General features: G+C 63.0%; 22 protein-coding genes. 12 read left to right on the top strand and 10 right to left on the bottom strand.

Going from position 1 to position 23,499, the window contains the following annotated elements:
- Window positions 1-10: 10 nt before the first annotated feature.
- Complete coding sequence (locus H351_RS27355) at window positions 11-835, bottom strand: crotonase/enoyl-CoA hydratase family protein (protein WP_007734275.1); 825 nt, start codon at window positions 833-835, stop codon at window positions 11-13.
- 79 nt (window positions 836-914) lie between these two features.
- Here H351_RS27355 and H351_RS27350 point away from each other — a divergent pair, with 79 nt between their 5' ends.
- Both H351_RS27350 and H351_RS27345 read left to right on the top strand, forming a co-directional pair.
- Window positions 915-2,588: an acyl-CoA synthetase gene (locus tag H351_RS27350; protein ID WP_020906300.1), complete on the top strand. Its 1,674-nt coding sequence runs from the start codon at window positions 915-917 to the stop codon at window positions 2,586-2,588.
- Window positions 2,588-3,703 carry an NAD(P)H-dependent flavin oxidoreductase gene (locus tag H351_RS27345; protein WP_003945863.1) on the top strand — a complete coding sequence of 372 codons (1,116 nt, stop codon included), beginning with the start codon at window positions 2,588-2,590 and terminating at the stop codon, window positions 3,701-3,703. The genes H351_RS27350 and H351_RS27345 overlap by 1 nt, the downstream gene beginning before the upstream one ends.
- A gap of 55 nt (window positions 3,704-3,758) precedes the next feature.
- Here the strand turns inward: H351_RS27345 and H351_RS32360 are convergent, their stop codons facing one another.
- The 6 genes from H351_RS32360 to H351_RS27320 form a co-directional block, all read right to left on the bottom strand.
- Entirely contained in the window at window positions 3,759-3,914 is a 156-nt protein-coding gene (locus tag H351_RS32360; protein WP_019746984.1) for a hypothetical protein, read from the bottom strand.
- Between the two features lie 67 nt (window positions 3,915-3,981).
- Complete coding sequence (locus tag H351_RS27340; protein ID WP_024487763.1) at window positions 3,982-4,719, bottom strand: FadR/GntR family transcriptional regulator; 738 nt, start codon at window positions 4,717-4,719, stop codon at window positions 3,982-3,984.
- Between the two features lie 60 nt (window positions 4,720-4,779).
- Window positions 4,780-5,598, bottom strand: coding sequence for an ABC transporter ATP-binding protein (locus H351_RS27335; RefSeq protein ID WP_029254512.1), 819 nt, complete (start codon window positions 5,596-5,598; stop codon window positions 4,780-4,782).
- Window positions 5,595-7,673: a dipeptide/oligopeptide/nickel ABC transporter permease/ATP-binding protein gene (locus H351_RS27330; RefSeq protein WP_051636449.1), complete on the bottom strand. Its 2,079-nt coding sequence runs from the start codon at window positions 7,671-7,673 to the stop codon at window positions 5,595-5,597. Before H351_RS27330 ends, H351_RS27335 begins: the two co-directional genes overlap by 4 nt.
- Entirely contained in the window at window positions 7,673-8,632 is a 960-nt protein-coding gene (locus tag H351_RS27325) for an ABC transporter permease (protein ID WP_029254514.1), read from the bottom strand. Before H351_RS27325 ends, H351_RS27330 begins: the two co-directional genes overlap by 1 nt.
- Window positions 8,633-8,675: 43 nt before the next feature.
- The gene (locus H351_RS27320; protein ID WP_029254515.1) at window positions 8,676-10,301 is read right to left on the bottom strand and encodes an ABC transporter substrate-binding protein; all 1,626 of its coding nucleotides are present in this window, start codon (window positions 10,299-10,301) and stop codon (window positions 8,676-8,678) included.
- A 274-nt stretch (window positions 10,302-10,575) separates the two neighbouring features.
- Between H351_RS27320 and H351_RS27315 the strand changes: the two genes are divergently transcribed.
- From H351_RS27315 to nagB, 9 genes are read left to right on the top strand one after another with little or no spacing between them, the layout of a single operon-like run.
- The gene (locus H351_RS27315; protein ID WP_029254516.1) at window positions 10,576-11,634 is read left to right on the top strand and encodes a Gfo/Idh/MocA family protein; all 1,059 of its coding nucleotides are present in this window, start codon (window positions 10,576-10,578) and stop codon (window positions 11,632-11,634) included.
- Window positions 11,631-12,626 carry a Gfo/Idh/MocA family protein gene (locus H351_RS27310; protein WP_029254517.1) on the top strand — a complete coding sequence of 332 codons (996 nt, stop codon included), beginning with the start codon at window positions 11,631-11,633 and terminating at the stop codon, window positions 12,624-12,626. The genes H351_RS27315 and H351_RS27310 overlap by 4 nt, the downstream gene beginning before the upstream one ends.
- Window positions 12,623-13,681, top strand: coding sequence for a Gfo/Idh/MocA family protein (locus H351_RS27305; protein WP_029254518.1), 1,059 nt, complete (start codon window positions 12,623-12,625; stop codon window positions 13,679-13,681). The genes H351_RS27310 and H351_RS27305 overlap by 4 nt, the downstream gene beginning before the upstream one ends.
- A 46-nt stretch (window positions 13,682-13,727) precedes the next feature.
- Window positions 13,728-14,657, top strand: coding sequence for a dihydrodipicolinate synthase family protein (locus H351_RS27300; protein WP_007734313.1), 930 nt, complete (start codon window positions 13,728-13,730; stop codon window positions 14,655-14,657).
- Window position 14,658: 1 nt separating this feature from the next.
- Entirely contained in the window at window positions 14,659-15,588 is a 930-nt protein-coding gene (locus H351_RS27295) for an ROK family protein (RefSeq protein WP_029254519.1), read from the top strand.
- Window positions 15,585-16,292 (top strand): N-acetylmannosamine-6-phosphate 2-epimerase, encoded by a 708-nt coding sequence (locus H351_RS27290; protein ID WP_029254520.1) that lies wholly within the window; start codon window positions 15,585-15,587, stop codon window positions 16,290-16,292. The genes H351_RS27295 and H351_RS27290 overlap by 4 nt, the downstream gene beginning before the upstream one ends.
- Window positions 16,289-16,981, top strand: a complete 693-nt coding sequence (locus H351_RS27285; protein WP_029254521.1) for an SGNH/GDSL hydrolase family protein — start codon at window positions 16,289-16,291, stop codon at window positions 16,979-16,981. Before H351_RS27290 ends, H351_RS27285 begins: the two co-directional genes overlap by 4 nt.
- Window positions 16,978-18,162: an N-acetylglucosamine-6-phosphate deacetylase gene (locus tag H351_RS27280; RefSeq protein ID WP_029254522.1), complete on the top strand. Its 1,185-nt coding sequence runs from the start codon at window positions 16,978-16,980 to the stop codon at window positions 18,160-18,162. The genes H351_RS27285 and H351_RS27280 overlap by 4 nt, the downstream gene beginning before the upstream one ends.
- 11 nt (window positions 18,163-18,173) lie before the next feature.
- Window positions 18,174-18,953 carry a glucosamine-6-phosphate deaminase gene (gene nagB / locus H351_RS27275; RefSeq protein ID WP_029254523.1) on the top strand — a complete coding sequence of 260 codons (780 nt, stop codon included), beginning with the start codon at window positions 18,174-18,176 and terminating at the stop codon, window positions 18,951-18,953.
- 9 nt (window positions 18,954-18,962) lie between these two features.
- On the opposite strand, the gene H351_RS27270 is transcribed toward nagB, so the two are convergent.
- The 3 genes from H351_RS27270 to H351_RS27260 form a co-directional block, all read right to left on the bottom strand.
- The gene (locus tag H351_RS27270) at window positions 18,963-20,594 is read right to left on the bottom strand and encodes a long-chain-fatty-acid--CoA ligase (protein WP_029254524.1); all 1,632 of its coding nucleotides are present in this window, start codon (window positions 20,592-20,594) and stop codon (window positions 18,963-18,965) included.
- 61 nt (window positions 20,595-20,655) lie between these two features.
- Complete coding sequence (locus H351_RS27265) at window positions 20,656-21,777, bottom strand: acyl-CoA dehydrogenase family protein (RefSeq protein ID WP_029254525.1); 1,122 nt, start codon at window positions 21,775-21,777, stop codon at window positions 20,656-20,658.
- Between the two features lie 12 nt (window positions 21,778-21,789).
- Window positions 21,790-22,971 carry an acyl-CoA dehydrogenase family protein gene (locus tag H351_RS27260; protein WP_003945878.1) on the bottom strand — a complete coding sequence of 394 codons (1,182 nt, stop codon included), beginning with the start codon at window positions 22,969-22,971 and terminating at the stop codon, window positions 21,790-21,792.
- Between the two features lie 265 nt (window positions 22,972-23,236).
- Between H351_RS27260 and H351_RS27255 the strand changes: the two genes are divergently transcribed.
- Window positions 23,237-23,428, top strand: coding sequence for a ferredoxin (locus H351_RS27255; protein WP_007734330.1), 192 nt, complete (start codon window positions 23,237-23,239; stop codon window positions 23,426-23,428).
- The last annotated feature ends 71 nt before the right edge of the window (window positions 23,429-23,499 follow it).

The following is a 23,499-nucleotide window of genomic DNA, read 5'->3' as shown; positions in this document are numbered from 1 at the left end:
CACCCCTGACTCAGACACCCTTGAACTGGGGCGCCCGCTTCTCACCGAAGGCTCGCGGGCCCTCCTTGGCGTCCGCGCTCATGAACACCTTCATACCCAGCTGCGCGTCGATCTGGAAGGCCTCTTCCTCGTGCATACCCTCGGTGTCGCGGATGGTCTTGAGAATCGCCTGCACGGCGAGGGGACCGTTTGCACTGATCAGGTCCGCGAGCTCCAGCGCCTTGTCGAGGGCCTGACCGTCCGGGACGACGTGGCCGATGAGCCCGATCTCCTTGGCCTCCGGAGCCTTGATGTGACGACCGGTGAGCAGGATGTCGGCTGCGATCGTGTACGGAATCTGTCGAACGAGGCGCACCGCGGAACCGCCGAGCGGGAAGAGCCCCCACTTGGCTTCGGAGACGCCGAACTTGGCGCTCTCGCCCGCGACGCGGATGTCGGTGCCCTGCAGGATTTCGGTTCCGCCGGCGATGGCTGCACCCTCGACCGCAGCGATCAGCGGCTTGGTCAACCGGCGCCCCTTGAGTAGACCTTCGATCTTGGACATGTCGACGCCGCCGCCCGCGAAGGAATCTCCCGGAGGCTTGGCGGACATGTTCTTGAGGTCGGCGCCGGCGCAGAAGTCGCCGCCAGCTCCGGTGAGGATCGCGACGCGGATTTCGGGGTCGTTGTCGACCTGATCCCAGGCGTCGACCATGATCGCCATCATTTCGCCGGTGATGGCGTTCTTACGCTCGGGGCGATTCATGGTCACGATGAGAACGTGGCCACGCTTCTCCACGAGGCAATGCGGCGCGGTTTCCGAAATGTCTGATTTTTCGGTCGTCGAAGTGGACACTGATGGCTCCTGGCGGGTCTGTGAGCTGGCTCTCAAATTGGGTCTTGCCAGAAACGGTAACACGTTCTACTTTGAACTCGTGGCCCTTAACATCGCAGACTTCGTAGAGCACGCAATCGACCTCGTTCCGGACCGCGTTGCGCTGGTCTCGGACAACCGCGAGATGACTTATGCGCAGTTGGAGGACCGAGCAAACCGCCTCGGTCACTACCTGCGTGAACATGGCGTTCAGCCGGGTGACAAGGTCGGCATCTACTGCCGGAACGTCATCGAGGCGATCGAGGCCATGGTCGCCGTTTTCAAAATCCGGGCCGTGATGGTCAACATCAACTACCGGTACGTCGAGAACGAGTTGCAGTACATCTTCGACAACTCCGACATGGTTGCGCTCATTCACGAGCGCCGCTACTCGGACAAGGTCGCGAACGTCCTGCCGAACACTCCCAAGGTCAAGTCCGTCATCGTGGTCGAGGACGGCACCGATCTGGACTTCAGTGCTTTCGGCATCGGCTACGAGGACGCACTCGCGCAGAGTTCGGCTGAGCGTGATTTCGAAGAGCGCAGCAACGACGACATCTTCATGCTCTACACCGGCGGCACCACCGGAAGTCCCAAGGGCGTCATGTGGCGCCACGAGGACTGGTGGCGTGTTCTCGGCGGCGGCATCAACTTCGTCACCGGAGTTCCGGTCGAGGACGAGTACGAGATGGCGAAGGTCGGCGCAGCCAACCCGAGCATGATCCGCTACCCGATTCCCCCGATGATTCACGGTGGTTCGCAGTCTGCGGTGTTCCACAGCCTCTTCGGCGGCGGAACCTGTTTGATGCACCCGGAATTCGACGCCCACGAGGTGTGGCAGAACATCGACAAGCACAAGGTCAACCTGATCTTCATCACGGGTGACGCGATGGGCCGTCCGATGCTCGACGCACTGATCGCCGGCAATCCGAAGACGGGTGAGCCGTACGATCTTTCGACGCTCTACGTGATGGCCAGCAGTGCTGCGCTCTTCTCGCCGAGCATCCAGGAGCAGTTCCTCGAACTGTTGCCCAACCGCCTGCTGACCGACTCCATCGGAGCATCCGAGACCGGCTTCGGCGGACTCGCCGTGCTGAGCAAGGGTCAGAAGCATACTGGCGGTCCGACGGTCAAGATCGACGCCTCCACAACGGTTCTCGACGACGACGGCAACGAGGTCGAACCCGGATCGGGCAAGCGCGGCATGCTCGCGCGCAAGGGCAACATCCCGCTCGGCTACTACAAGGACGAGGTCAAGACGGCCGAAACCTTCCGCACCATCAATGGCGTTCGCTACTCGATCCCCGGCGACTACGCTCAGGTCGAAGCCGACGGCACGGTCACGATGCTCGGCCGCGGTTCGGTGTCCATCAACAGCGGCGGCGAGAAGGTTTACCCGGAAGAGGTCGAGGGCGCGTTGAAGGCGCACCCGGACATCTTCGACGTGCTGGTGGTCGGTATCCCCGACGAGCGCTTCGGTCAGCGGGTTGCCGCAGTGGTTCAGGTACGTGAAGGCACGTCGCCGACGTTGCACGACATCGCCACCGCAGCGCGCAAAGAGATTGCCGGATACAAGGTTCCGCGCAGTGTGTGGTTCGTCGACCAGATCAAGCGCAATCCGGCCGGCAAGCCCGACTACCGCTGGGCGAAGGCCGAAACGGAATCGCGCGAGGCTGACGATCACAACGGAAACGGCGCTCCTGTGTCGTCCGCAAACGAAAGCGTGGAAGCCTGATGCGTTCGGATCTCGCCGACAAGTTCGGCATCGAATACCCGATCTTCGGATTCACTCCTTCCGAGCACGTCGCGGCCGCCATCAGTCGCGCGGGTGGTCTCGGTGTGCTCGGTTGTGTCCGGTTCAACGACCCGGAAGAACTCGAAGCCGCACTGACGTGGATGGACGAGAACACAGACGGTAAGCCGTACGGCGTCGACATCGTCATGCCGGCCAAGGTGCCGACCGAGGGCGGCGCCGTCGATCTCGACAAGCTGATTCCGGAGGAGCACCGCGCCTTCGTCAACCGCACGCTCGACGAACTGGGTGTGCCGCCGCTTTCCGACGACGTCGAGCATGCGACCGGCGTACTGGGATGGCTTCACTCGGTGGCGCGATCTCACGTCGATGTTGCTCTGGGACACCGGATCGCGTTGATTGCGAATGCACTGGGATCACCGCCGAAGGACGTCATCGATCAAGCGCACGAGAAAGGCGTTCCGGTGGCAGCACTGGCCGGCGCCGTCGAGCACGCACGTCGTCACGTCGAGAACGGTGTCGACATCGTGATCGCGCAGGGCTACGAGGCCGGCGGTCACACCGGCGAAATTGCCTCGATGGTTCTCGTTCCGGAAATCGTTGATGCACTGGGCGATTCAGCTGCTGTACTGGCTGCCGGCGGTATCGGCAGCGGCCGTCAGGTGGCTGCTGCACTTGCACTCGGTGCGTCCGGAGTGTGGATGGGCTCGTACTGGCTCACCACATCCGAATACAAACTCGGCAGTGCGTCGGGCGAAGGCCCTTCCGCTATTCAGCGTGCACTGTTGGGCGCGACGTCGGCCGACACCGTACGTTCGCGCATCTACTCGGGTAAGCCCGCTCGGTTGCTCAAGACCAAGTGGACGGAAGCCTGGTCGAACCCGGGAGCACCGGCGCCCTTGCCGATGCCGCTGCAGAACCTACTGGTCAGCGACGCTCATCAGAGAATCGCTGCATCGGAGAACCCGGAAGTTGTGGCAATGCCCGTCGGTCAGATCGTGGGACGGATGAACGAGATCCGACCGGTCGCCGAGGTCATGGCAGAGCTGGTGTCGGGGTTCGAGGACGCGCGAACCCGACTGGATTCGATGAAGTAGTAGATGACACGTACGTATGCCCTCGGCCGAGTTTCGGCCGAGGGCATACGTCGTTTCAGCCGGCGAGGTCGTCCGGTCCGACGCTGTCCGACAACCATTCTCCGCGGCTGAGGGCGCCGTCGTCGCGGCGACGTGCGATCACGAAAATGACCAGGGCGGCAGCGAGGACAACTGCGAGAACGCGCGAAGGCGTCAGATTCGGGTTCTTCATACCCGTAATTTTGCCGGAAGAACGGGCGCGATGGTGAGACAGCGGAGCAAAATCACGCGTTTCGAAACTACTGCGCTTCGGAAGCATGAAGGCCGGCGATCCGCTCGCGCAGGCCACCGAAGTGCACATCGAGAGTGTGCGCCGCCTCGACGGCATCACCCGTACGGATCGCGTCGAGAATCGCACGATGCTTCGACGCGATGTCGATCAGTGGTGTATCCGAATGCCCGATAGCCTGCTGGATCTCGCTGTACACCTGCCAGAAGACGTCCATCAACTGAGCGAGGACCTGGTTGTCGAGCGGGGAGTACAGGCGGGAATGGAAGGTCGCGTCGATGTCGGAGAAGTTCTTCCCGGCGGCGGCACGGACCTCCATGCCGGTGACGAGTTCGTCGAGGTCGGCGTGGTCGGCCGACGTCATCTCGGCCATCGCCGCACCGATCAGTCCGGTCTCGAGTGCCTGACGAATGTCGACCAGTTCCATCGCCTCGTGCCCGGTGCCCTGCAACGACAACCGGCCACGGAAGGTCAGGCCGTCGGCGAGAGCGTCGAAGTTGCTCGGGGCGACGAACATTCCGAAGCCGTGACGGATCTCGACGACGCCCAAGGCCTGCAGAACCTTGAGTGCCTCGCGGAGGGTGTTCCGGCCGATTCCCAATTCCTCGGACAGTTCGGCCTCGGTGGGCATCGGGTCGCCAGGGGAGAGTCTGCGTTCGAGGATCAAGTTCATGATGTCCGTCTGAAGTGCGCGCATGCGGTTTTGCGCGCTGAAACGAGCGCCCTGTGTGCCACTCCGGACAGACATCGATTCCCCTTTTCTGATACGAACGTCCTTCATCCTATGTCCGGTCATCCGCTCCATTGGTCAACCCACGTCAACGGTGCGTTGCAGGAGACTGGGCGCTGCGCCCAGCAGTTTGGCCGTGTACGCGTCCGACGGGTTGTCGAATACTTCCTGGGCCGTTCCCTGCTCGACGATCCGCCCGGCGTTCATGACGACGATCGTGTCGGAGACATACCGCACCGTCTGGATGTCGTGCGAGATGAACACCATGCCGAGCCCCAACCGAGCCTTGATGTCGCTGAGCAGGTTCAGGATCTGCGCTCGCACCGAGACATCGAGAGCCGACGTCGGTTCGTCGGCCACGATGACGTCAGGCTCGAGCGCGAGCGCACGCGCGATCGCGACACGTTGACGCTGACCGCCGGAGATCTGGCTCGGGATGACTTCGAGCGCAGATTGGGGGAGTCCGACCAAACCGACCAGCTCGCGAACTCGGGCTGTTCGGCTCGCGCGGTTGCCGATGCCGTGGACGTCGAGCGGATCGGTGAGGATGTCGGCCACCGTCATTCGCGGATTGAGCGCGGTAGCCGGGTCCTGGAAGACGATCGAGATCGCCCGCCCGAACTCCTTGCGCACGCCCGCCGACCGGGTCAGAGCGCTTCGGCCGCGAAATACCACGTCGCCCGACGTCGGTTTCTGCAATCCGACCATTACTTTGGCCAGAGTGGACTTGCCGCAACCCGACTCGCCCACGATGCCGATCGTCGCCCCTCGTCGTACGGCGATACTGACATCGTTGACCGCGTGAACCGTGCCGGGTTTGAACAGTGATCCCGAACGGGTCCTGTGGACGACGTGAATGTTCTTCAGTTCCAGGATGGGTGCTTCAGCTGTAGTCATCGCACGCTCTCCAATTCCGATTCTGCGTGTGCGGGAGTCGCGGACTGGTTCGCGAAGAAATGCTCGGTCTCGCCGATCCGAACCATCTCGGGCTTTCGGTTTGGATCGGAATCCGGACGCAGGGAACGTTCGGCAAAACGGTCACCGGCGGCGAAGCTGCCTGGCGACGGTACGGTTCCCTGGATCTGGTGGAGCCGCGGAGCCTCGTCCTCGATGGAGAGAACGGCGCCGAGGAGGCCCTGAGTGTATTCGTGACGCGGATCGACGAGTAGATCGCTGGTGGGCGCAGACTCGACGACCTGACCGGCGTACATCACCGTGATCTTGTGAGCGAGTGAAGCAACGAGTGCAAGATCGTGGCTCACGAAAACCATGGCAAAGCCGAGCTTTTCCCGAAGATCGTTGAGCAAGTCCACGACCTGGGCCTGGACGGTGACGTCGAGAGCGGTGGTGGGCTCGTCCGCGACGATCAACCGCGGACTGCGGGTGAGCGACATGGCGATCAGAACGCGCTGACGCTGACCACCGGAAAGCTCGTGTGGGTAGCTGGAGAGAGTGCGCACCGGATCGAGTCCGACGAGTTCGAGCAGTTCCTCGGCTGTGCGGGTACCGCCGCGCTTGGTGAGCTGCTTGAACTGCGCGCGGATCAGCATCGCCGGATTCAGAGAACTCAGCGCATCCTGGTAGATCATCGCCATGTCGTGCCCGCGCAGCTTGTTTCGCTCCCGGTTGTTCAGCTCGAGGACGTTGACTCCGTCGAACAGGATCTCGCCGGTCACCACCGCCGTCTTGGGCAGTAGACCCATGATCGCCAGCGAAGTGAGCGACTTTCCGCAACCGGACTCGCCGACCAGTGCCATCGTCTCGTTCGGGCGGACGGTGAAGCTCACGTTGTCGACGATCGCCGTGTCTCCGTAGCGTTCGGGGAACCGGATCGTGAGATTGCGGACCTCGAGGAGGGGCGCTGCATCGCCCTCGTACACAAGACGATCGGACCGAGACCGCTCGGTTTCCGCCAGGATTTTCAGGTGAGTTTCGAGAGGAGTCGGCTCGGCCGCCGGCTTCAGGACATCTTTCACGACGCTCGGGTCGGCGAAGTCGTCGATCAACTCCGGAGTGTTGGCGACCGATGCGGCTTCGTCCTCCAGAATGAGCTCGTTGGAGGTCTCCTCCGCTGCGGCAGTCTGCGCTGCTTCCAATGCGGAGGGCGTCTTCTTGGTTTTCTTCAGACTCGGATCTGCCATCGCGTCGGTCAGGCCCTCGGCGAGCACGTTGAGGGAGAGCACCGTCAGAAGAATCAGCAGACCGGGGAACACCGTTGCCCACCAACCACCGAGAAGGACCATGTTCTTGCCGTCGGCGATCACCGATCCCCACGACGGATCCGGGGGACGGACACCTGCTCCGATGAACGACAGGCTGGCTTCCAGCACGATGGCGTCGGCGACCATGACAGTGCAGAAGACGAGAACGGGCGCAGCACAGTTGGCTACGACGTGCTTGACGACGATGTGTGAAGTTCTTGCGCCGATGACCTTTTCGGCCGCGACGTAGTCCTCACCGTACTGAGCGAGAACGTTCGCGCGAACGACGCGGGCGACCATCGGTGTGTAGAGGAACGCGATGGTGACGATCAGAACCGGAATCGAACCACCGAAGGCTGCGACGAGTACGGCAGCGAGCGCGATGCCCGGGAACGCCATGACCACGTCGAGCACTCGCATGATGGTCTCGTCGACGCCTTTTCGGCTCGTTGCGGCGACCGACCCGATGAGAGCACCAGCGCACAATGCAAGGAAGGTGGACCCGAGACCGATGGTCAACGACCAGCGTCCGCCGTAGAGCAAGCGGCTGAACAGATCTCGGCCGAGACTGTCCTGACCGAACCAGTGCTCGGCGCTGGGGCCCGCGGTACCGACCGCCTGTTCGAGTGGGGTGTACTGCGTGATCAGCGGCGCGAAGAGGCAGGCGAGCACGATGATCGCGAGAACCGCCATCGACAGCCAGGCCGAGAGGGGGAAGCGAGAAAAGGTGATACCGGGTCGCGAAAGCTTCTCGGTGAGTTTTCTTCTCATCATGCTGCGCTCCGAAGTCGTGGATTGACGAGCAGGTAGAGGATGTCGACGGCGAGGTTGACGACGACGAAGCCGACCGCGATCACGATGACAACACCCTGAACGACTGCGGGGTCACCGTTGGTGACGCCGTTGATCATGAGCTGACCCATTCCGGGAAGACCGAAGATCTGCTCGATGACCACGGCGCCGCCGAGTAGGTAACCGACACGCAGGCCCAGAACGGTGAGCGGGTTGATCAGCGCGTTACGCAACACATTCCGTCCGATCACCACGTGATAGGGCAGGCCGCTGCCGATCGCGGTACGGACGTAGTCCTTGTCCAACTCCTCGACCATGGACGTGCGGATGATTCGCGTCAGTTGTGCCGCGACGGGCAGTGACAGAGACAGTGCCGGGAGCGCCATGTACCAGAGCCAGTCGCCGACGGAGTCGCTCGGATTGACGTAGCCACCGGTAGGGAACCATCCGAGTTGGACAGCAAGGTACTGAATCATCAGCAGTGCCAACCAGAATGACGGTGCTGCCACACCGCCGAGGGAGATCACTCGGATGACCTGATCCGGCCAACGATCGCGGAACAGTGCGCTGGTGACACCGAAGATCAGCGAGAGCACGATGGCGATCACCAGTCCGAGAACCGTGAGCTGAATGGTCAGTGGCAGAGCGGTGGAGATCGAATCCAACACCGGGGTACCGGAAATCAGACTGTCACCCATATTGCCGCTGACCAGATCGGTCACGAAGTGAACGTATTGCAGCGGAAGCGGATCGAGCAGTCCGTTCTCTTCCTTGAACTGCTGCAACTGTTCCGCAGTCGGGTTGCCGCCGTTGAACGCCGCCGTTGCGGGATCGGTGGGCGCGAACTGCATCACGATGAAGACGAACGCGATGATGCCGAGGATCAGGGGGATCAGTATCAGTAATCGCCTGATCAGCATGGGGAGGACTCTTGCCATCGGGGAATCTCTCAGTTGTGGGAAACGGCCGAGCGGGCGGGTATCAGGCCGGCTTCGCCTGAAGCAGGTTGACGCCGGGGTACGGCAGCGGAGTGACGTCGGCGATCTTCTTCGGATCCCACGCAGTCAGGAGTTCCTGATGGAGAACCGGATAGTAGACAGCGTTTTCGGCGATCTGGTTCAGGTACGACTGCACAAGGGTGCTGCGCTTTGCCGGGTCTGTCTCGCGGGTGGCCTCGTCCATGGTGGCGTAGATCTTCTGTGCCTCGGGGGTGTCGTCCCACTTGGCGTAGGTCTTCGTCCACAGGCCGCCCTTGCTGTACGTGTAGCGCACGAGGAGGTCGACGTCGCTGCCGAACGCCTGTGGGTTGGACGTACCCGCAGCGATCTGGAACTTCTGGCCGCTGTTGAGCTTGCTCACCATGGCGCTGGTGTCCTGCGGTTCGAGCGTCGTGTTGAATCCGACTGCGTCCCAAGACTCTTTGATGGTCGGCAAGCAGTCGGCCAACCAGCTGACGTTGGTGGAGAGCAGCGTCAGGTCGAGGCCACTTACACCGGCGGCAGCGAGAAGCGAGCGGGCCTTGTCCGGATCGTACGAGTAGACGGTGGACGCTCGCGCGTAGTCGGGGTTGCGCTCGTACAGGTAGCTCGTGGCCGGTGCTGCCTTGCCGCCGAGGGCGATCTCGATCATCTTCGGGGTGTTGATCGCATAGAACATCGCCTGGCGAACACGAACGTCGTCGAACGGTGCCTGAGTGGTGTCGAAGAGCAGGTACATGAGGTTCATGCCCGGGTTGCCCTCGACGGTGCGCCCACCGGAGGTGAGGGTGGGGACGTTGGCGACGGGGATGTTGTCGGCGAGTTGTGCACCGGCATTGTTGCCCGAGACGCGCGCGATGCGTGAGGAGGTGTCGACGATGGAGAGCCAGTTCATGGTCGCGAAGTTGGCCGGACGCGGCCCGTTGTACGCCTCGAACGCCTCGAAAGCTGTGTTGCTCTTGGGGGTGTGGCTCTTGAGCTTGTACGGACCGGAACCGACGACCAGCGCTCCGGACTTGGCCTCGTCCCAGTGGCCGTCGAAGACGTGCTTGGGCATGATCTTGGCGATCGAGAGACGCTGTGCGGCAGCGCTGAACGGGTAGTTGAAGTTCAGGGTCACCGTTTGGTCGTCGACCTTGGTGACGGACTGCAACCAGGAGGAGAAGAAGGAGCGGATCAGTACGTTCTGCTGTGGATCGAGGATGCGATCGAAGGTGAAGACGACGTCGTCCGAGGTGACCGGAGTGCCGTCGTGCCAGGTTGCTCCCTCGCGGATTTTCATGGTCCAGCTCGAGGCGGTGGCGTCGGTCGGGACGGCCTGTGCGAGCGCCGCATACGTCTCACCGGTGTCTGGATCGTTTTCGAGCAGTCCCTCGTAGACGTGGTTGACCGCTGCCATGAGGAAACCGGATGCAGTCTGCATCGGGTCGAAGCTCTGGTCGTTGCCGTATCCGATGGCGGTGGTCAGATCGCCGGTGCTCGCGGAACCGCCGACAACCGAGGTCGACGACGGGCCGCCGCCGCAGGCCGCGAGAGTCGCGGTGATACCTGCTGCAGCTCCCAGTAGCCCGGTGTACCGAAACAGGTCTCGGCGTGTGAACGCGGAGCTCAGCGGTCGTTCGTTCTTCAAGGCGGCCTCCAAGGCGGGGAGCGGGACATCAAGGGAGTGGATAGGGGATGTCCTATGTTCGACGTCCGATGTTGCGTAACTTACATTGTGGATCAGAAAGCGTCTAGAGAATCTTTGGAACTGGCGGTGTTGAACTTCGACGTTTCGTCGGTTTCGAACCAAAAATAGTGCTCTCACCTGCATAGATGAAGACTGTGTTACCGACGTCGAATTGACGACCGATGACGCTGGCCGTATAACATAGGACATCCCTCATCCAATCTTTGGAGACTTCATGACCCGATACAAAGTCGGTGTGGTCGGTTGCGGATTCTTCGGTAGTTCCCTCGCTCGCGAGCTGGCTGCCCATCCACGTTTCGAACTGGCGATGCTGTGCGACCGTGACTTCGAGCGGGCCAAGGACGTCGCCGCAGAGTTCTCGGCAACCCCGACAGACGATCACGACGGGGTGGCCGCTCACCCGGAGTTGGCCCTCGTTGTCGTCGCGACGCCCAATCACGCGCACGCCGAACCTGCCATCGCGGCGCTCGAACACGGCAAGGCAGTTTTTGTCGAGAAGCCACTCGCCGTCGAACTGGTCGATGCGCAGAACATGATCGCGAGCGCCGACGCGAGCGGTTCGCCGTTGATGGTCGGGCACATCATGCGGATGATGCCGGGTGTACGACGTCTGGCGGACCTGCTGGCGTCGGGGGAGCTCGGCGAGGTCGCTGCGATCGAAACGTCTCGCTCACGCTGGATCGACACCGACGGCGCAGATCCACAGTGGTGGAAGCTCGACAAGAGCCGAACGGGTGGAGAACTGACTCACGAGATTCACGAACTGGACCTGATGTGCTGGCTCGGCGGCGAGGTGACTGCCGTGTCGAGCATCGCCACCGCAGACGACGGCTTCCGCAACACAGTGGTGTCGTTCGCCGGCGGCGCGATCGGCAGGCACACCATCTCGACGCGTTCACACACTTCTTCGTGGGAGCTGACGGTCGATGCCGCCGAAGGCTCGGTCCACGCGGACTTCCACACCGGCCGGGTCAGCCGACTGCGCGGGGGACGGGTCGAAGAGTCGTGGCCGATCTTCGACGTCGACGCCGAGAACCAATCGTTGATCGACTCTGCGAGCAGGACGCAGAAGTACAACTCGGGGAACGGAGGATCCCCGCTGTGGATGCAGGCTGCGATTCGCCACGAAATCGACGAGATGGCAGCAGTTCTCGACGGCAAGGCTGACTCCGGCTCACCGTTGACATACGCACGTGAACGCGCACTCGTCGTCGCCGAGCAGGTGCGACTCGGTGGCGGAGAACCGGCGGCGCTGTCGGGAAGTGCGAAGTGACCGTGCGTGTAGCCGTCATCGGCAGCGGCGCAATCGCGCGGGACCACGTCAGCGCTTTGGCGCGCATCCCGTCGGTCGAAGTCGTCTACGTATTCGGCAGTGACTTGGACCGTGCCGCATCGGTTGCGGCATTGGCGCCGGGTGCGAAGGCCAGTACCGATCTGGCAAAGATTCTCGCAGACCCGAGCGTGCACGCGGTCAACGTCGTGGGGGCCACTCCGGACCACGCGCCCGTGACGATAGCCGCAGGCCGCGCGGGAAAGCATGTGCACGTGGAGAAGCCGGCCGCGCTGACAGTCGCGGACTTCGACGCGATGGTCGAGGCCACCGAAGGTGGCGGCACCTCACTGATGGTCGGACAGACCGTACGATTCCAGCCGTCGATCTCCTCGATCGGAAACTCGGTTGCACAAGGCGCCATCGGCGACCCCCGGCTGATCCACCTCAGTTGGTACACCGGCCACGTCTGGCCAGGGGGCTGGCGAGGCTGGCAACACGACAAGGACCGCTCGGGTGGTCACCCCGTTCACAACGGAACCCACGCTCTCGATCTGGTGACGTGGCTGATCGGTCGTCGTCCGATCCGTGTATTCGCTCGTAGTTTCCCCACCTTCGCGGCGGGGATGCCCGTGCACGACAGCTTCCATCTGACCGTTCGCTTCGAGGACGGATCGCTGGCGCTCATCGAATTGGCTTACGCACTGCCGCAATCGGGAAAGATGGTGCGCCGGATCGTGGTGTCGGGGACATCCGGCACGCTCGCGCACGACACCGGCGACGACCCAGGCCTGATGACGGATACGACAAACGCGCCGCCGTCGTCGATCGAAGATGCGATGGCGCATCAGATGCGCCACTGGATCGCCACTCTCGACGGTTCCGCGACCCCGATAGTCGAGAACTGGCAGGTACGTGCAGCTCTCGCGACTGCCATCGCTGCACAACAGTCACTCGACACCGGCCGCGCGATTTCGATCGGAGAACACCGATGACCGGCACCGGTTCGATCCGCGTCGGATTTGTCAGCGGCGTAAGGCATGCCGGCTCCTATGCGGACCTGTTGCGCTCCGATCCTCGAGTGAGCTTGATCGGGGCCTCCGACGAATCCTCGGTCCCCGATTGGATTCGTGAGGACGGAATCGCGATGGCAAAGGCCGCAGACATCGAGTGGATCGACGAACTCGGCGAGCTGCTCGACCCCGAACGGATAGACCTGGCGATCATCTGCAGTGAGCCGACCAGGCATGCACGGCTTGCGATTGCCGCACTGAACGCGGGACTCGACGTCCTGGTGGACAAGCCGGTGGGTATCGACGAGTCGGAGGCCGCGGCGGTCGAGGAAGCGGCACGGTCGAACGGGCGAATCTGTACGGTGGTGAACCGCACTCATTCACCTGCGCTCCGGCGACTGCGCCGCTGGATCGATGCCGGAAACCTCGGACTGCCGCGCCACGTGGACATCGAGTTCCTTGCAAGCGGAACACATTTCGCGACGTCCGTCGAGCGTCCCGAACTGGTGGTGGATCCCGCGCTTTCCGGCGGGGGAGAAGTAGTGAACTTCGCCGGTTACGCCGCCGACTACCTCAGATACCTCACCGGCCTAGACGTCGCCGAGGTGTACGCCGAGACGAGCACACTCTACGGCGGGGCCCACCAGCAGTTCGGAGTCGAAGACACGGCGTTGATCTCGCTCGCCCTGGAAAACGGCGTCACCGCGACGGTGACCGTCGGAAGAATCCCCGCAGCACCGGGTTTCGGCGCGAATACCGCGACGCTTCGGGTCCTCGGCTCCCACGGATACGCGAGTTCCGACGACGACAAACCCGCGGTGACCCACTTCGCATCCTCGGGAGACGTGACCGCACTACCCATCGGCGGCTTCGGTTCGGACAACGCGGTGTCGAGCTTTCTCTCTCACGTGCTCGATCGACTTCCCACACGGACCGAACCCGACTACACCGTGGCAGACGCCCGCGCGTCGATGCGCGTGATCGATGCTGCCTATCTGTCCGCCTCGAGCGGTCAGCCGGTCTCCGTCTCTCCCTGACAGCCGCACCCACAACTCAATCCGACAACCAACATATGGAGACCCCATGAGCACGGAAACCACCACCTTCAGCGGAATCGTCCCGCCGATCGTCACACCACTGACGCTCGAGGGCGAGGTCGACACCACGTCGCTCGAACGCCTGCTCTCACTGCAGATCGAAGCCGGAGTCGACGGCTTGTTCGTCCTCGGTTCCTCGGGTGAGGTCGGTTACCTCACCGACGCTCAGCGCGCCCAGGTGGTGCAGACGGCCATCGGTCACGTCGGCGGCCAGGTACCGGTCCTCGTCGGCGTGAACGACATGACCACCAACCGGGTCATCGCCGTCGCCGAGCAGGCGCGCGAAGCGGGTGCGGATGCCATCGTCGCGACGGCGCCGTTCTACGCGATCACCGACGCAGCCGAGACGGCAACGCATTTCCGCTCCATCCACGCCGCAGTGGATCTTCCGTTGTTCGCCTACGACGTCCCGGTTCGTGTCCACAGCAAGCTCAGCCCGGCAATGCTGGTCGAGCTCGGTCGCGAGGGAGTCATTGCCGGCGTGAAGGATTCGAGCGGCGACGACGTCAGTTTCCGTATGTTGCTCCGTCAGTCGGCCGGGCTCGAAAACTTCGCCGTCTTCACCGGGCACGAGGTAGTCGTCGACGGATGCCTGCTGATGGGTGCTTCGGGCGCTGTGCCCGGCCTGGCCAACGTGGACCCCCACGGTTACGTGCGACTGTGGCGCGCTGCGCAGGCAGGAGACTGGGCGGCGGCGAAGGCCGAGCAGGATCGACTCACCGATCTGTTCTCCATCGTCGAGGCACCGACACCGGGTCGCGTCAGTGCCGGTGCCGCGGGTCTGGGCGCATTCAAGACGGCTCTGGCCCTGCGCGGCGTCATCACCGGCAACACGATGTGCGCCCCGATGCTCTCGCTCGACGAGTCCGAGACCGCAACGATCAAGGTCGTTCTGGAACAGGCCGGGCTCCTCTGACATGACACCTGGGCAGAAGCGATGGATCGGCATCGACATCGGCGGCACCAAAGTGGCTGCCGCGGTGGTGACGTCCGACGGAGACGTGATCGACACCGTTCGTGCGGCAACACCGACGGCCGGTAGGGAGGCTGTTCTCGAGACCGCCACCGCGTTGGTCGACCGTTTGAGGGCGGATCACCCGGTAGCCGGAATCGGAGTCGGTGCACCGGGAATCATCGATCGGGTGCGTGGCCGCGTCGTCTTCGCCTCCGACATTCTGTCCGGATGGAGTGGCGCCGAGGTTCGCGGGGAACTCGAGACGCACTCGGGTCTACCGGTGACGGTGGACAACGACGTGCGCGCGATGGCCCACGGCGAGAACATGATCGGCGCCGGTCGCGGTCGAAGCTCTGCACTGTTCGTCTCGATCGGTACTGGAATCGGTGGCGCGTTGACCGTGGGCGGACAGCTGTATCACGGCGCCCACGGAACAGCCGGCGAGCTCGCGCATCTGCTGGTTCCGGTCTCCGGGGCGATAGGTTGCGGTTGCGGTAGAACCGATCACCTCGAGGCAGTCGCCTCTGGCCCGGCGATGGCGGCCGAGTACGCAGCGCGGGCAGGTGTGCCCACTCAACCTTTGCAGAAGGTGGTGGCACTCATGCGCTCCGGCGACCCGATCGCCCGTGCCGTGGTCACCGACGCCGGTACTCTGCTCGGCCGAGTCCTGGCCGGCGTCGCCACCGCATTCGATCCCGAGGTGATCGTCATCGGCGGCGGCGCAGCCCAGATCGGAGCCGACCTCTTGTCGCCGCTGACGTCCGCTTTCCGGGTGGAAGCGATGGGTCCCATTGCCGAAACCGCCATTCTTCCTGCCCGTTTGGGCACCGATGCGCCGCTCGTCGGAGCTGCGCTCCTGGCCGCCGCAACACGAATCGAGGTAACACCGTGACTGTCGAAGAACTGCTCACGATCATCAGCGGGAAGCTGATCGTGTCCTGTCAGGCCGGACACGGCCATGCCTTGCGCGACACCGGGACCATCGAGAGGATGGCCCGCGCCGCGGTCGACGGCGGTGCAGTGGCGATCCGCTGCGGCGGTGTGGGCGGAACCCCGGATGTCGCCGCAGTCGTGTCGGCAGTGAAGGTACCGGTGATCGGTTTGACGAAGATCGGCTCGGAGGGCGTGTTCATCACGCCGACAAGGGAATCAGCCCTCGAAGTCGTGGATTCGGGTGCGCAGATCGTGGCTGCCGACGCCACCCTGCGACCTCGTCCGGACGGGCTGACCTTTGCCGACACCGTCGACGCGGTCCATGATCGCGGCGGCCTCGTCATGGCTGATTGTGGAACACTCGAGGACGGCATCGCTGCCGCCGCGGCGGGCGCCGACATCATCTCCAGCACACTGGCGGGATATACCGAGAACAGCCGACGCCTGGCCGGCCCGGATCTGGAGCTGGTTTCGGAACTGCGGCAGGCACTTCCAGATGTAGTCCTCATCGCCGAGGGGCGATACCACAGCCCGGAGGATGCGGCACGCGCCATCGCCCTGGGTGCAGACTCGGTGGTTGTCGGAACCGCAATCACGGATCCGGCGTTCATCACGTCGAAATTTGCAGCCGCAGTATCGGGCGCCGAAGGGCAGAGGGTGTGACCCCGACGTCGAAGGCTTTGAAGTCCAAGACTGCTGAACGGATTCGACTGGAGACTTTGCTCGTAGACTCGTCGACGCCGATCCGGTGGGTCTTCACCGGCGACAGCATCACTCAGGGATTGACGCACACCGACGGTCATCGAAGTTACGTCGAACACTGCGCCGAGCGCGTCCGTGGTGAACTTTCCTTGTTCAACCACGTCCTTGTCAACACCGGGGTGAGCGGCAATCGATCCTCCGATGTGCGTGCAGGTTTCGCGCACCGCATCGAAGTGTTCGAACCCTCGGTGGTGTTGATCATGCTCGGTACGAATGACGCATTGAATGGCGAAGAAGGACTGGAGCGGTTTCGAGACGACCTCTCGGACATGATTTTCCGGACGCGAGCGATCGGTGCGGTGCCGATCCTGCAGACGCCGCCACCGATCGACGTCGAGAATGCGCCCACCAGAGCGGGATTGGTTCAGTACGTCGAGGTCGTGCGGCAGGTTGCCGCCTCGACGCGTGCGGTGTTCGTCGACCACTACGCGCAGTGGACGGCCCATTCTCCAGAGGGCCCACCGCCGGCTCTCCTGGCTGACGCGTTCCATCCGAACGAACAAGGGCACTACGTGCTCGCGGACGCCGTGCTCCGTGAGTTGTCGATCGCGGATGCCGAAGTTCCCGTTGTACCGCAGGTGATGTCGTGACACTTCGTGGACAAATTCTGCGTGGACAATTGGTGACCGGTGGTCGATTGCTCTCGGACGGGGTTGTCGAGATCTCCGGTGATCGTGTGGTGTGGGCCGGACCCGCGTCGCAGCGAACCGACCCGTTACCCGAACGGGCAGCTGCGGGAACAACGATCATTCCGGGTTTGGTCGACGTTCACTGCCACGGCGCCGGCGGATTCGGTTTCCCCGAGGCAGACGAGTTCGGATCCACCGTGGCTGCCGATCACCATCGGACGAACGGCACGACCTCGGTGATCGGCTCGCTCGTCTCCGCGCCGCCGCAGATCCTGCGCAGTCGCATCGAGCTCCTGGCAGGACTGGTGGACGAGGGCACGCTGGCCGGAATTCACCTGGAAGGTCCATTCCTTTCGGTACTTCGTTGTGGCGCCCAGGATCCCGACAGCATTCTCGACGGCGACCCGGCTCTGCTCGAGTCGCTGCTCGAAGCCGGCCGTGGGCGCATTCGCTCGATGACGATCGCTCCGGAGACAGCACACTTCGACGAACTTGCCTCATTGCTGGAGCGTCACGGTGCCGTCGTGAGTATCGGACACACCGATGCGTCCAACCCGATTGCGACACGTTCGATCGCACACTCGGCGCATGCACCGCTCAGTGCCACTCACCTGTTCAACGGTATGGCTCCGATGCATCACCGTGCTCCCGGCGCAGTGGCGGCATGTCTTGCCGCGGCTGCGAAAGGACAGATGGTGGTCGAGTTGGTCGGGGACGGAGTACATCTGGCCGACGAGACGGTAGCGACGGTGTTCGATCTTGTCGGTCCGCATCAGATCGCGTTGGTTTCCGACGCGATGGCTGCCGCCGGAATGCCCGACGGCCGTTACCCACTCGGGCCTCTCGACGTCGACGTGGTCGGTGGCGTGGCGCGATTGGCCGGCCAGGGGGAAACGGCCATTGCCGGCGGGACGAGTCGGTTGATGGACATAGTCCGCCGGGCGGTCAATCACGCCGGCGTCGATCTGCTTTCGGCTGTCATCGCGGCGACGGCAACGCCTGCTTCGCTGATGGGGCTGGCCGGAATGGTCGGCGATCTCGTGCCGGGTTGCCGCGCCGATCTGATCGTCACCGGTCCAGAACTCGAAACCCGCGCCGTCATGGCCGCTGGGAACTGGCTCATGAACTACACCGAAAGCTGAGGAATCAACCGATGGAAATTGTCATTGTCGACAGTGCGGAGGCGGCCGGCACCGTTGTTGCCGACATCTTCGAACACGCGGTGCATTCAGGTGCACGGACTTTGGGCCTGGCGACAGGATCTTCACCGCTCTCTGTGTACCGCGAACTCGCGCGCCGTCACCGCGAGGACGGGTTGAGTTTTGCCGGCGTGCAGGCGTTCCTGTTGGACGAATACGTCGGCCTGCCGGAAGGCCACCCGGAGTCGTATGCCCAGGTGATCCGCACCGAACTGGTGAATCACCTGGACCTGGACGCGGCAAGGGTATTCAGCCCCGACGGCACCGCGCCGGATCCATTTGCCGCCGCGGCAGCCTACGACCGGGCGATTGCGTCGAATGGTCCGGTGGACGTACAACTTCTGGGCATCGGCGGCAACGGTCACATCGGTTTCAACGAACCGACGTCCTCGCTGAATTCGAGGACCCGGGTCAAGACGCTGACGGAACAGACTCGAACCGACAACGCCCGATTCTTCGAGAGTCCGGACGACGTACCACGGCACGTGATCACCCAGGGCCTCGGAACTATCTGCGAAGCAAAGCATCTGGTGATGATCGCGACCGGCGAGCACAAGGCCGCTGCGATTGCCGCTGCCGTCGAGGGGCCGCTGGCCGCGGTGTGCCCGGCATCGGTCCTCCAACTGCATCCACACGTGACGGTGGTGATCGACGATGCAGCGGCATCACAGCTTCGGCTCACCGAGTTCTACAAAACGGTGTCTGCGCACAAACCGCTTGCTCAGCACTACTGAGATATCGGACTAGACGGGCTCTCGCGTCTTCTCGAGGCCGAGTGCCATTTCGGGAGTGAGTAATTGGAAGTCGGATTCTCCGCGCCGGCGGACCCACACCGGATCGGATGTGTTCCATCGTTCGGCGCTCTGCGTTCGAGTGACCACCTTGAACGTCGCCGTTCTCGGGAACTCACTGCACACGCGGATCAAGGTCGGTTTCTGCTTCGGCCCGAGTTCCGGCCGGGAATCGATGTATTCGGCTACGGCTGCCGGGTCGAAGTTGTCGACGTCGCCGACCGGAATCACCGACGCCATGACGCGGTCGCCGACATCGCTGTCGGGTACTGCGTACACGGACACCTGCGCGAAGCCCGGGTAACCGACGAGCGAGCGTTCGATGGGGGCGGCGCCGATGTTCTCGCCGTCCACTCGTAGCCAACCGGAACTGCGTCCCGCGAAGTAGACGTAGCCGTCGAGGTCGGTGTACGCCAGATCGCCGCTCCAGTACTGGCCGTTGCGCATTCGCTCGGCGTCGGCTTCCGGGTTCTTGTAGTACCCGGCGAATGTGCCTGGGCCGGTGACGTTGACCAGTTCACCGGTTGCCTCGTCGGCATTGGTGATCCGGCCGTCGGCGTCGAAGACTGCAGGCGGGCATGGGGCTCCGGTCTCGGGATCGAGGATCTTGACCCCGTCCGGGAGAAGTCCGAGGGCGCCGGTCCGCGGCACCGGCGCCGCGGAAATCGAAATGCCGCCCTCGGTGGAACCGAACCCGTCGATGACGCGGGCATCGAAGCGCCGGACGAAGGTGGCGACGGCGGGCGCCGAACCCTCGTTGCCGTACATGATCTTCAAGGTGTTCTCCCGCTCGTTCGGCACCTCGGGGGTGGAAGCGATGAAGGACAACGGCTTTCCGACGTAGTTGGAGTACGTGATTCCGTACTTGTGAACGTCGGGCAGAAAGCCCGAAGCGGAGAACTTGCGGCGCATGGCAATTCCCGCACGAGCGTGCAGCGCGACCGTCCACGCCGCCATCATGGCGTTGGAATGGAACATGGGCATCGCCATGTAGACGACGTCGTCGGCGCCGAGCCCGAAACGATCGGCAAGCATGACTCCGGGAGAGGCCAACTTGTGGTGCGTGCACCGAACCGCTTTGGGATCACCGCTTGTTCCGGAAGTGAAAATGAGCATCAACAGATCTTCGGGCTGCGCCGTCGACGCGTAGGCCGGTGTATCGGCGAAGGGCGCCAACAATTGCGTCCAGGCCGGAGAATCCACGTTGATCACCCGGACGTCACCGAGATCGACGTCGTCGAGTAGATGTGCCTGGGTGTTCTCGGTGAAGATGACCTGGCAGTCGGAGAGTTGGATGTCTCGCGCCAATGCCGGGCCGCGCCTGGTCGTGTTCAGTCCGGCAGCAACCGAACCCGAGAACGATGCTGCGCCGAGCAGTAGTGAGAATTCGGGGACGTTCTCCATCAGAAGACCGAAATGCCGGGGGCGCGTTCGATCGAGCAGCGTGTCCAGCAGCGCTGCTCGATCGAACGAGCCTTGAATGTGCTCGCGCCAGGTGATGACCTGGTCCTCGAAACGGATACCGCGGTCGTCGATCTCGCTGACTCCGAGGAGTAGATCGGAAACAGTGGGGCTCTGACTCATAGCTGCATCATCATCGATTCGTCTCGGACCAGGTCATGGATTTCCACTCGGTGGGACGCACTCAGGCAGGAACTGCGGCAAGTTCCTTGCCCAGTGCGCGAAGCTGATCTGTTGCGTTGCCGAGCAGGAACTCGTGATGCTTGGCCGCGAGGAAGTAGCGGTGAACCGGATGGTCCTCGTCCAGACCAACACCGCCGTGAACGTGAACAGCGGTGTGCCCGACGCGGTGTCCCGCATCTGCAGCCCAGAACTTGGCCGTCTGTACGGCCCCGTCGGACGGAAGTCCTTCGCTCAGACGCCACGCTGCGGCCCAGAGAGTCAGGCGAACGCCCTTGACATCGATGTATCCGTCGGCGAGGCGCTGGGCCACGGCCTGGAAACTACCGATCGGACGGCCGAACTGTACTCGCTCGGTGGCGTATTCGGCGGTCAGCTTCAGCGCTTGATCGAGCACCCCGTACTGGTAGGCGCTGGAACCGAGCTGAATTCGTTCGACGATCCATGCCGCGATGTCGGATCCTTGGGCAACCGAGCCGAGAACACGATCGGCCGGGATCTGCACCGAATCGAACTCGACCAGGGCCGCACTCGAGAAATCCGTGGTCGATTGCCTGGTAATGCTCACGCCCGCGTCCGACGGTTCGACGAGGAAGACCGCGACACCGTCCTCGGTGATGGCGGGGACGAGGAACAGATCTGCGAGCGGAGCACTGTCGACGGTGATCTTGGCTCCGTCGATGCGCCAACCGTCGGCGGACTTCTCGGCACGCGTGATCGGGTGTGCCGGGTCGTCGTTGTATTCCTCGGCGAGGGCCGCGGTGAGTATCTTCTCACCGGCAGCGGCAGCGCTTGCCCAGTCGTCGCGCTGCTTGTCCGAGCCGAATTCGGCTATCGCTGCGGCGGACCCGACGATGGACGTCAGGAACGGAACAGCTGCGACGCCGCGGCCGAGTTCGGCCAGGATGCTGCACTGCTCGAGGACACCGAATCCGTCGCCGCCCACCGATTCCGGAAGGGCCGCACCGAGAACGCCGGCCGAAGCCAGAGCGTTCCACAAGAGGGCGTCGAAACGGTCTTCGGCGGCGTCGAGTTCACGAAGGCGGTCGTTGGTGACCAGTTCGGCGACGACGGATCGTGTCAGTCCGGACAGGTCCTGCTGGGCCTCGGTAAGGGTGAATTCCATGATCGTTGGTCCTTATCGCTTCGATGCGGGAAGCCGCAGAGCTGTCATTCCGATGATGTCGCGTTGCACTTCGTTGGTACCGCCGCCGAACGTCAGGATCAGCGAAGAACGATGCATGCGTTCGATGCGTCCACGTAGAAGAGCGCCGGGGGAGTTCTGCCTGATCGTGGCGGAGGATCCGAGGATCTCCATCAGCAAGCGGTAAGCCTCGGTGGCGAATTCGGTACCGAACACCTTGTTGGCCGACGCCGCTTCGGGACCGGGAGCGTGATCGGTTGCGGAGGCGATTTCCCAGTTCATCAACTTCAGGTACTCGGCCTTGGCATGCACGCGAGCCAGATTGATCTGCACCCATTCCTGGTCGATCATGCGTCGGCCGTCGGGCAGCTTGGTGTTCTGTGCCCACTCGCGGACCTCACGCTGCGCGGTCAGAATCGGTCCGGCCGAGGTGAGGGCAACACGCTCGTGGTTGAGCTGATTGGTGATCAGTGCCCAGCCGCCGTGTTCCTGGCCGACTATCGACGACGCCGGGACCCGTACGTCCTGGTAGTAAGTGGCGCTGGTGTCGGGGCCGGCCATGGTGTGAACCGGGGTGTAGGAGAAGCCTTCTGCGGTGGTCGGGACGATCAGCATGCTGATTCCCTTGTGCTTCTTGGCTTCCGGATCGGTGCGGCACGCCAACCACACGTAGTCGGCGTACTGGATCAGGCTCGTCCACATCTTCTGCCCGTTGATGACGTAATCGTCACCGTCACGGACGGCCGACGTGCGCAGAGACGCCAAGTCGGTGCCGGCCTCGGGCTCGGAGTAACCGATCGCGAAGTGGAGCTCACCGCGGGAGATCTTGGGCAGGAAGAAGGCCTTCTGCTCGTCCGTCCCGAAATGCATGATTGTCGGCGCTACGGAATTGATCGTCAGGAACGGCACGGGCGCACCGGCAATGGCAGCTTCGTCGGTGAAGATCAGCTGGTCCATCGCGGAGCGTTCCTGTCCGCCGTACTCTTTCGGCCAACCCAGCGTGAGCCAGCCGTCCTGGCCCATCTGCGCGACGACTTCGCGGTACACATTGCCTTCGCCGTACTCACCCGTCGTGGCAGCGAGTGCTTCACGCCGCTCGGGAGTCATCAGTTGTGCGAAGTAGGCACGCAACTCCTCCTGGAGCTGTTGCTGCTCAGGGGTGTAGGTGATGTGCATGGTTACCTCTCCATAGAGATACGAATCAAAGCGCCAACCATTCGATTGACACAGGTTCTATCGATGCGTACATCGGCGACAAGGGACGCTCTCGCCGTGTCCGGCGGATCGTTCGACGTCCGTTCTCGGTACTTTTTCGAATCATTGCACACGACTGAAACAGGTTCTAGTGTTATCGCCAGGAACGGTGTGCGGCACAGCCCTGCGGCACTCGTTTCGTATCCGTGTTCGCGCCAGTAGTAGTGAGTAGAGAAGAGGAATCGCCATGGAGGTCAGGGTTGATCTGGACCGTTGCGAGGCAAACGGTGTGTGCGTGGGGATCGCACCCGATATTTTCGACCTCGACGACAACGAGGAGCTCGTGATCAGTTCCGTGCGTCCGCCGGAGGATCGCTGGGAAGATGTCCGTTCCGCGATCGCTCAGTGCCCGCGTGCGGCGCTGACCGAACATCCGTGACGATGGTTGCCCAAAACAAGAACACGTTCTAAAGTTGCGAACTCGTGGGTCACGGCAATCGAGCCGGGTAA

The sequence above is a fragment of the Rhodococcus erythropolis R138 genome, assembly GCF_000696675.2.
GTDB lineage: Bacteria > Actinomycetota > Actinomycetes > Mycobacteriales > Mycobacteriaceae > Rhodococcus_F > Rhodococcus_F erythropolis.
The sequence above is the reverse complement of the archived record's forward strand: the minus strand, read 5'-3'. Positions and strand labels throughout refer to the sequence as shown.

Bases quoted from the DNA above. Each gene is read 5' to 3' on its own strand.
- H351_RS27305 (WP_029254518.1), top strand. From the start codon at position 12,623: ATGACCGGCACCGGTTCGATCCGCGTCGGATTTGTCAGCGGCGTAAGG.
- H351_RS27270 (WP_029254524.1), bottom strand. From the start codon at position 20,594: ATGAGTCAGAGCCCCACTGTTTCCGATCTACTCCTCGGAGTCAGCGAG.
- H351_RS32360 (WP_019746984.1), bottom strand. From the start codon at position 3,914: ATGAAGAACCCGAATCTGACGCCTTCGCGCGTTCTCGCAGTTGTCCTC.
- H351_RS27255 (WP_007734330.1), top strand. From the start codon at position 23,237: ATGGAGGTCAGGGTTGATCTGGACCGTTGCGAGGCAAACGGTGTGTGC.
- H351_RS27330 (WP_051636449.1), bottom strand. From the start codon at position 7,673: ATGAGAAGAAAACTCACCGAGAAGCTTTCGCGACCCGGTATCACCTTT.
- H351_RS27345 (WP_003945863.1), top strand. From the start codon at position 2,588: ATGCGTTCGGATCTCGCCGACAAGTTCGGCATCGAATACCCGATCTTC.
- H351_RS27315 (WP_029254516.1), top strand. From the start codon at position 10,576: ATGACCCGATACAAAGTCGGTGTGGTCGGTTGCGGATTCTTCGGTAGT.
- H351_RS27325 (WP_029254514.1), bottom strand. From the start codon at position 8,632: ATGGCAAGAGTCCTCCCCATGCTGATCAGGCGATTACTGATACTGATC.
- H351_RS27335 (WP_029254512.1), bottom strand. From the start codon at position 5,598: ATGACTACAGCTGAAGCACCCATCCTGGAACTGAAGAACATTCACGTC.
- H351_RS27340 (WP_024487763.1), bottom strand. From the start codon at position 4,719: ATGTCTGTCCGGAGTGGCACACAGGGCGCTCGTTTCAGCGCGCAAAAC.
- nagB (WP_029254523.1), top strand. From the start codon at position 18,174: ATGGAAATTGTCATTGTCGACAGTGCGGAGGCGGCCGGCACCGTTGTT.
- H351_RS27260 (WP_003945878.1), bottom strand. From the start codon at position 22,971: ATGCACATCACCTACACCCCTGAGCAGCAACAGCTCCAGGAGGAGTTG.
- H351_RS27300 (WP_007734313.1), top strand. From the start codon at position 13,728: ATGAGCACGGAAACCACCACCTTCAGCGGAATCGTCCCGCCGATCGTC.
- H351_RS27265 (WP_029254525.1), bottom strand. From the start codon at position 21,777: ATGGAATTCACCCTTACCGAGGCCCAGCAGGACCTGTCCGGACTGACA.
- H351_RS27295 (WP_029254519.1), top strand. From the start codon at position 14,659: ATGACACCTGGGCAGAAGCGATGGATCGGCATCGACATCGGCGGCACC.